This is a genomic window from Clostridium sp. (assembly GCF_032552055.1).
Lineage (GTDB): Bacteria > Bacillota > Clostridia > Clostridiales > Clostridiaceae > Clostridium.
The window spans coordinates 1-8,062 of the sequence record NZ_JAWGSV010000141.1 but is presented as its reverse complement, the minus strand read 5'-3'; the positions used below and the strand labels follow the sequence as shown (position 1 = coordinate 8,062).

The 8,062-nt window shown below is 27.4% G+C and carries 8 protein-coding genes; all 8 read right to left on the bottom strand.

Translation table 11 applies throughout. The features are described from left to right. Positions 1–13: 13 nt before the first annotated feature. A complete protein-coding gene (locus tag E6248_RS10270) occupies positions 14–379 on the bottom strand; it encodes a helix-turn-helix domain-containing protein (RefSeq protein ID WP_316340714.1) in 366 nt (121 codons plus the stop codon). Between the two features lie 139 nt (positions 380–518). Next, positions 519–1,043 carry a biotin transporter BioY gene (locus tag E6248_RS10265; protein WP_316340713.1) on the bottom strand — a complete coding sequence of 175 codons (525 nt, stop codon included), beginning with the start codon at positions 1,041–1,043 and terminating at the stop codon, positions 519–521. A gap of 187 nt (positions 1,044–1,230) precedes the next feature. Further along, the gene (locus E6248_RS10260; protein WP_316340712.1) at positions 1,231–1,827 is read right to left on the bottom strand and encodes an N-acetyltransferase family protein; all 597 of its coding nucleotides are present in this window, start codon (positions 1,825–1,827) and stop codon (positions 1,231–1,233) included. A gap of 91 nt (positions 1,828–1,918) precedes the next feature. Continuing rightward, entirely contained in the window at positions 1,919–3,838 is a 1,920-nt protein-coding gene (locus tag E6248_RS10255; RefSeq protein WP_396335146.1) for an ABC transporter ATP-binding protein, read from the bottom strand. Beyond that, positions 3,828–5,564: an ABC transporter ATP-binding protein gene (locus E6248_RS10250; RefSeq protein WP_316340711.1), complete on the bottom strand. Its 1,737-nt coding sequence runs from the start codon at positions 5,562–5,564 to the stop codon at positions 3,828–3,830. Before E6248_RS10250 ends, E6248_RS10255 begins: the two co-directional genes overlap by 11 nt. Before the next feature lie 78 nt (positions 5,565–5,642). Beyond that, positions 5,643–6,074, bottom strand: a complete 432-nt coding sequence (locus tag E6248_RS10245; RefSeq protein WP_316340710.1) for a MarR family transcriptional regulator — start codon at positions 6,072–6,074, stop codon at positions 5,643–5,645. A gap of 204 nt (positions 6,075–6,278) precedes the next feature. After that, the gene (locus E6248_RS10240; protein WP_316340709.1) at positions 6,279–6,491 is read right to left on the bottom strand and encodes a hypothetical protein; all 213 of its coding nucleotides are present in this window, start codon (positions 6,489–6,491) and stop codon (positions 6,279–6,281) included. 686 nt (positions 6,492–7,177) lie between these two features. Beyond that, a complete protein-coding gene (locus E6248_RS10235; RefSeq protein WP_316340708.1) occupies positions 7,178–7,975 on the bottom strand; it encodes an undecaprenyl phosphate translocase family protein in 798 nt (265 codons plus the stop codon). Between the last annotated feature and the right edge of the window lie 87 nt (positions 7,976–8,062).

Genomic DNA, 8,062 nt, shown 5'->3' with positions numbered 1-8,062 from the left:
ATATAATTTTGTGTTACCTAATCTCATTAGAAGATTCTACCCACTCATTTAAAGCTTTTCTACTAAATAAATGCTCATTTCCTATTCTTGTATTAGGAATTCCAGTCTTATTCCCTTCACTACCATTTATAATTCTATTTAATTTATCTTCAGATATATCCAAGTAATCTGCTGCTTCAGAAATAGTTAATATCTCCTTAGAATTATCTGAATTCATTATATTATTTATTGTGTTATTTATATTGTTTAACCCTATTGAAACCCCCTCTCCAGCAAATTGACCATTTCTTTCTACCCCCTTTGAAATAATCATTGCAGAAATAATTAATGAAATTCCAAGAAAAACAATTGAAGCTGGTAATAATTTATCCTTACTCATAAAATCATCCCCTTTAAATTTATACTATATCTATATTTTATCATCCTGTTTATCATTCACCATATAATTCCTTGTTTGAATTGTACATTTAATTTCATCTATAGATATACTATAAGTTATATACCATCTAGTAATTAATCTACTTGTTAATTACTTTATTCAATTTAACAGCTATAAAGGAGCTTAAGACACATTTAAAAATATCTCCCACTACAAAAGGAAATACAGCTAGCGATAGAGCTTGTACTATACTTATAGTTTGAACTACACTCATAAATACTGCACCAAAGGCATATAAAACAATCATTCCAATAATTATAGTTACAGATAAGTATCTTTCAAAATTATAATCCTTGCCTTTAAAATAGCTCATTAGCGGAGTTATAATTAGAAACCCTAATATAAATCCCCCTGTTGGTCCAAATATTCTTCCAAATCCACTTGTTCCTCCTGAAAATACAGGTAAGCCAAAAGCTCCTAATATTATATATAATAATATAACTATAAATGATTGCTTAGGAGTAAGTATTAATGCTACTAAATTAATAGCTATTGTTTGAGCTGTGATCATTACTGGTGAAAATGGTAGTGGAAAAGAAATATAAGCTGATATGCATATTATCGCTATACATATTGACATTTTAGTCAATTCATTTATTTTCATATTTATTACCTCTTTCCTTCATCTTTTAAAAAGTTAATACTAGCGAATATTTTACTTTTTGAATTTATATTTAATATGATACTTTCTATTCAACATATAGTCAACCATATTTTTATTTAAGGTGACAATTAATTTTACAAATAAAAAAATGGCTTCTTAAAAATAAGAAAACCACTTATTACTATTATTAAATTGTCCTAATTAACTTTTGTGCATTAGTTAATATATTTTGAAGATCTCTACTATTTATATCTTTTATTGAGATTATTGGTTTTGGGGCTTCGTCAGATTCAGTAATATCTTTTTCATACCAGATAACATCTATCCATTTCCCAAATTTATATCCTGTTTTATGGAATACTCCAGCCTTTTTAAAGCCAAAATATTCATGCAATTTTTCTGATTTAATATTATTTTCTGTAACTCCTCCATATACGTTCTTAACATTTTGAAGCTTTGATATTTCAAGTAAGGCAGTATAGAAGGCCTTACCTATGCCATAACGTAAATATGAGTCATTAATATATATTGAAAAATCTACATCCCACATATATGCAGCTCTTTCGGCATGCCTACTAGAATATGCATATCCAACTACTTTATTATCTATAGTACAAACTAAATACGGATAATTTTCCTTAACACTATAAAATCTCTTTTTAAATTCCTCAATAGTTGGTACTTCATATTCAAAAGTTATTGTACTATCTTTAATATATGGAACATAAATTCCTAGTATTTCTTCTATATCTTTTTCCTCAGCCATTCTAATTTTCGCATTCATAAGTACTCTCCCCCAAAATTATTGTATATATTAATTTTATTATAGATGAAAAAAATCTCAAGTATTAATACTTAAGATTTTTTTCATTAATTTATTGTAATTCAAAGGCACCAGTATATAATTGATAATACTTACCCTTCTTTTCAATTAAGTCATCGTGACTACCACGTTCTATTATTCTTCCTTGTTCCATAACCATGATGACATCAGAATTTTTAATTGTTGAAAGTCTATGAGCTATTACAAAAACAGTTCTACCTTCCATTAACTTATCCATACCTTCTTGAACTAGAGCCTCAGTTCTTGTATCAATACTTGAAGTAGCTTCGTCTAATATTAATACTGGTGGGTTTGCAATTGCTGCTCTAGCTATTGCAAGTAACTGTCTTTGTCCTTGAGAAAGATTTGCTCCATCTCCAGTTATTTTAGTATCATACCCATTAGGCAAATGCTTTATAAAGGTATCTGCATTTGCTAGCTTTGCAGCAGCTTTTACTTCGTCGTCAGTTGCATCTAATTTACCATATCTTATATTATCTGCTACAGTTCCTGTAAATAAATGTGTATCTTGAAGTACTATTCCTAAGGATCTTCTTAAATCATCCTTCTTTATTTTATTAATATTTATTCCATCATATCTAATTTTACCATCTTGAATATCATAGAATCTATTAATTAAATTTGTTATAGTAGTCTTACCTGCACCAGTTGCACCAACAAAGGCAACTTTTTGACCTGGCTTTGCAAATAAAGTTATATTATGAAGTATAGTTTTCTTTTCATTATATCCAAAGTCAACATCATCAAAAACCATATCTCCATTCATTCTAGTATAAGTTATAGTACCATCACTGTGTGGATGCTTCCACGCCCATAATCCAGTACGTTCATTTACTTCTTCTATATTTCCATCATTGTCTATTCTAGCATTAACTAATGTTACATATCCATCATCAACTTCTTGCTTTTGATCTAGCATTTCGAATATTCTCTCTGCTCCTGCAAGGGCCATTATAACAGCATTAAATTGTTGTGACATTTGGCCTATAGGTTGATTTAAGTTTCTTGTAAGTTGAAGGAAAGATGCTAAGGATCCAATTGTAAATCCACCAATTCCTCCTATTGCTAAAACTCCACCAACTATTGCTGTTAATACATAATTTATATATCCAAGGTTACCCATTATAGGCATTAAAATATTTGCAAAGGTATTAGCTTTATCTGAACTATCCCTAAGCTTTTCATTTAATTCATCAAAAGCAATTTTACTTTCCTCTTCATGGCAAAAGACCTTAACTACCTTTTGTCCTTCCATCATTTCTTCGATATATCCATTTACCTTTCCTAAATCCTGTTGTTGCTTACCAAAGTACATGGCACTTTTACCACCTATACCCTTTATTGTCATAAACATTATAAGTATCATAAATAAAGCAACAAAAGTTAAAGGAATACTTAAGATTATCATAGATACAAATACACTAATTACTGTAATTACAGATGAAATAAGTTGCGGTAAGCTTTGACTAATCATTTGTCTTAATGTATCAGTATCATTAGTATAAAGACTCATTATTTCACCATGTTGATGAGTATCAAAATATCCTATCGGTAACTTTTCCATATGCTCAAACATATCATCTCTTATCTTTTTAAGACTTCCTTGTGCTACAAATACCATCAATCTATTATAAATATATGTCGTTAATGTTCCAGTATAATATATAATAGCCATAATACCTATTGCTTTTAACAATGGTGTGAAATTAGGATTTGTTTGACCTAAAAATGGTGTTATATAGTCATCTATTAATTTCTTTAAAAATAAAGTACTTGAAACTGTTGCTAGGGAACTAATTAATATAAGGCCAATTACTAATATAAATGTAAATTTATTTTCTTTAAATACATAATCTAAAAGCCTTTTTAATGTCTTCATTGGATTTTTACTTTTCCTCATAGGACCTGGCCCCTTTTGTCCAAAGTTGTTTCTCTTAATATTAGACTTCATCACTACCAGCTCCCTTCATTTGTCCATTGTAAACATCTTTATATATTTCATTACTTTCTAATAATTCTTTATGTGTTCCAAAACCATTAATTTTTCCATCATCTAATACTATTATCTTATCAGCTTCTTCTACTGAAGAAATTCTTTGTGCTATGATAATCTTAGTTACATTAGGTATAGATTCTTTAAAAGCTTTTCTTATTAATGCATCTGTTTTAGTATCTACTGCACTTGTTGAATCATCTAATATTAATATCTTAGGATTCTTAAGAAGCGCTCTTGCTATAGTAAGTCTTTGTTTTTGTCCTCCAGATACATTTGTTCCACCTTGTTCTATATAAGTGTCATATTTATCTGGTAGAGTTTCAATAAATTCACTAGCTTGTGCTGCATTGCAGGCTTTTATTAACTCTTCATCAGTAGCTTCTTTATTACCCCATCTTAAGTTTTCTTTAATAGTTCCTGAGAATAATACGTTCTTTTGAAGTACCATTGATACAGCATTTCTTAAAGTTTCTATATCATACTCTCTAACGTCTATTTCTCCAACTTTAACACTACCAGTTGTAACATCATAAAGTCTTGGTATTAATTGAACTAAAGAAGATTTCGCACTTCCTGTTCCACCTATAATCCCTATAGTTTCACCTGATTTTATTTTTAAGTTTATATTATCTAAACTTAGATTTTCCTTATCATCACTATAACTAAAGTTTACATTATTGAATTCTATTGAACCATCTTTAACTTCAAATATAGGATTTTCTCCATTTTTTAATGTACTTTCTTCTTCTAAAACTTCAACTATTCTCTCTGCTGATGATTTAGCCATTGTTACCATAACTAAAACCATTGATAACATCATAAGACTCATTAATATATTACCTGCATAGGCAAATAAACTCATAAGTTCTCCAGTTGTCATAGTATTAGAAACTATAAATTTGGCTCCAAACCATGAGAATAAAAGAAGTATTGTATACATGCTAAATTGCATAACAGGAGCATTTAATATTATTAATTTTTCAGCCTTTATAAATTTATCATATAAGTTCTTAGAAGCCTTATGGAATTTATTGATTTCATAACCCTCTCTTACGTAGGCTTTAACTACTCTTATGCCAGTTAAGTTTTCTTGGACACTAGCATTTAAATCATCATATTTTCTAAATACACTTCTGAATATGGGATGCGCATTAGATATAATTAAATATAACGCTATTGACAAGAATATTATTGTTCCTAAGAATATTAATGCCATCTTGGAATTAATATAGAAGCTCATAACCATAGCTGAAATAAGCATAAATGGTGCTCTTACGAAGGTCCTTATAATCATAAGATAAGCATTTTGAACATTTGTAACGTCTGTTGTTAATCTTGTAATAAGTCCTGAAGTAGAATATTTATCTATATTAGCAAAAGAAAAGTCTTGAATATTATAAAACATTGCTCTTCTTAAATTCTTAGCAAATCCTGTTGAAGCTTTTGCCCCTGTTCTTCCAGCTGCAGCCCCGAAGGTTAATGAAAAGAATGCCATAATTAGCATTATTATTCCAACTATAGTTACATATTTCATGTCTCCCTTTTCTATCCCATTATCCACTATCATGGCCATTAAAACCGGAATAATAACTTCTAGTACTACTTCAAAAGCTATAAAAACAGGTGTCAAAATTGAATCTTTTGTATACTCTGCTATATAGCTAGATAATTTTTTAATCATACTATTCCTCCTTTTGTTTAATATAATTATTGAAATTCAAAATCTTTGTTAGATTTCTAACTAAATAATTAAATAAAATTATTCGCTTATACTATTGTTTAACTTTACCAAATTACCTATAAAAACATCTAACTCTTCTTTTGAAAGTGTATCAGAAATAATTTCTTCTATTCTAACTATTTCTTTGTAAACTAATTTATTTACCTCAATTCCCTTATCTGTAAGTATAATTTTTTTTAATCTCGCATCTTCTGAAACGCTACACCTTTTAATAAGCTCATTTTTTTCCATTAAGTTAAGTACACTTGTTACAGAAGACCTTCTAATATCGAATTCCTCTTCAATATTTTTTTGAAATATATCTCTCTTAGAAGAATTCGTATATATAAAGCCTAAAATTTTTACTTGCATACCACTTATTCCATGTTCTAATCCGACTTTTCCTATTCTTCTTTTAATTTTATGAGATAGTATATTAATTTGTCTTCCTACATGTTTTATTTCACTCATTCTTTACACCTACACTTTTGTTAGACTTCTAACTAATTATATTCTTATATTTCTCAATTGTCAACTAATTGATATTCGTTTTCATCAATTAAAATTTTAATTAAATTTTATATTTATGAAAAAAACTTTCAAGTAATATAAGTCTTTAACTCTATATCAAGAATAGAGAGACTTACTTATATCACTGAAAGTTTTTTTATTTTATTAGCTTAATATTCTATTTCTTCTATACTTTATTATCTTTTTTACTAAACCTAATATACCTTTAAATGATTCCTTATTTTTATCTCTACACAATTTGAAAGCCTCTATTCTTAGTTGAATTGGGCATACCCCTTCATCTTTGCAATATCTTCTAAATTCTATAGTTTCTTTTTTACTATTAAATATATTATTAAATTCTCCGTAAACGTACATATAGAAATCCTCCCTTTCTATTACCTTCCATTATTTCATTTTTATTTTTTGCTGATTTTATTAAAATACTCATTTCACAATTCCTCCTTTAATTTATTTTTTATATAAAAAAGACCCTAGTTACCCAGGATCTTTAAAATATCACTCTTATACTAAATAAGTGCATAAAAAAAACATGAGCATAATAACTCATGGCAGTATACTTAATAATTTAAACTTTTTATAGCAAATTATAAATTAATCCTACTGGTAGAGCTACTAATAAAATATCCTATATATTTAGTTTTGTTTTTAATTGTCATTGCATTAATAAACATATCTCTACCTCCTTAATTTTAATTTATTTTATGTTGTTTAGATAATTTCTCTTATTAAATATATTAAATTTAAGATATAGCTTAATATACTAGAAAATCTCTCTTACAACTAATATTACTTTATTAGTATATACTTCAATCCAGTTTTTGTAAACATTTTTTCTGACAATTTGCAATTTTTGTTATATTAATAAAGACTTTATATTAATAACAACTTATAATGTATTTTTATATGCATCTAGTTAATAAATTCAAAAAGAAATACAAAGATACTCTGTAGCTTTAATCTTCCTTTCTGCTATAGCACCTTTGCATTCTGTTTCAATTTAATCAAAATCACTTTTAATATAGTTTATTTTATTAAATCCTCTATTCATTTCTACTAATATAATATGTAAATATAAATCCTACTAAACCTAAAAATACACCTACTATACTGTTCAGTCCATCTACTCCTGGAAAAACAGAAAATACAGATCCTAAAATAAATCCAAAGATTAATATATAGGTTTGTTCTGGATATTTAATTAATAAATTTTCAATTATTCTTGCACTTAATAAAGTGCCCAAAATACCACCTAAGGCTATAGGTATTAATATTGAAATATTAAATTGTGATACTGCAGTTATAACTGTATTATATAATCCTAATACAAATAGCATAAAGGATCCACTTATTCCTGGTAGTATAAGTGCAACTGCTACTACTATTCCACCTACAAAAAGCCAAATAAAATTTAAAATACTTAAATTAGTTATAATTGATGAAGCATCATTATCAGGAGTACCCATCATAAGAACTATTATAATTCCCATAACTAAAAATAAGATATTCTTCTTATTAAATCCTTTAACTGTAGCTTTTTTAAACATAAGTGGCGCGCCACCTAAAATAACACCTATAAATAAATAACCTATTGGAATAGGGAAATTATCAAACAAAGTTTTTACAATATTACTAAATAAAAATATTCCTACTAATGCTCCAACTCCTACTTGTAATAATAACTTGTATTGATTTTTAAAATCTTTCAAAATATTATTTACTGCATGTAAAAGCTTATCGTATATTCCTAATATCATTGCAATTGTTCCACCACTTACTCCTGGAACTAATTGAGATATACTAATTGCAACGCCTTTTAAAAAATTTTTAACAAACTCCATTTATTACTCTCCTATTGTTAAATTTTAATAATATAAATATTAACATAAATATATTTAAATGTTATAGTTTTAACTTACATTTAACAT

Bases quoted from the DNA above. Each gene is read 5' to 3' on its own strand.
- E6248_RS10270 (WP_316340714.1), bottom strand. From the start codon at position 379: ATGAGTAAGGATAAATTATTACCAGCTTCAATTGTTTTTCTTGGAATT.
- E6248_RS10235 (WP_316340708.1), bottom strand. From the start codon at position 7,975: ATGGAGTTTGTTAAAAATTTTTTAAAAGGCGTTGCAATTAGTATATCT.
- E6248_RS10265 (WP_316340713.1), bottom strand. From the start codon at position 1,043: ATGAAAATAAATGAATTGACTAAAATGTCAATATGTATAGCGATAATA.
- E6248_RS10245 (WP_316340710.1), bottom strand. From the start codon at position 6,074: ATGAGTGAAATAAAACATGTAGGAAGACAAATTAATATACTATCTCAT.
- E6248_RS10260 (WP_316340712.1), bottom strand. From the start codon at position 1,827: ATGAATGCGAAAATTAGAATGGCTGAGGAAAAAGATATAGAAGAAATA.
- E6248_RS10250 (WP_316340711.1), bottom strand. From the start codon at position 5,564: ATGATTAAAAAATTATCTAGCTATATAGCAGAGTATACAAAAGATTCA.
- E6248_RS10255 (WP_396335146.1), bottom strand. From the start codon at position 3,838: ATGAAGTCTAATATTAAGAGAAACAACTTTGGACAAAAGGGGCCAGGT.
- E6248_RS10240 (WP_316340709.1), bottom strand. From the start codon at position 6,491: ATGTACGTTTACGGAGAATTTAATAATATATTTAATAGTAAAAAAGAA.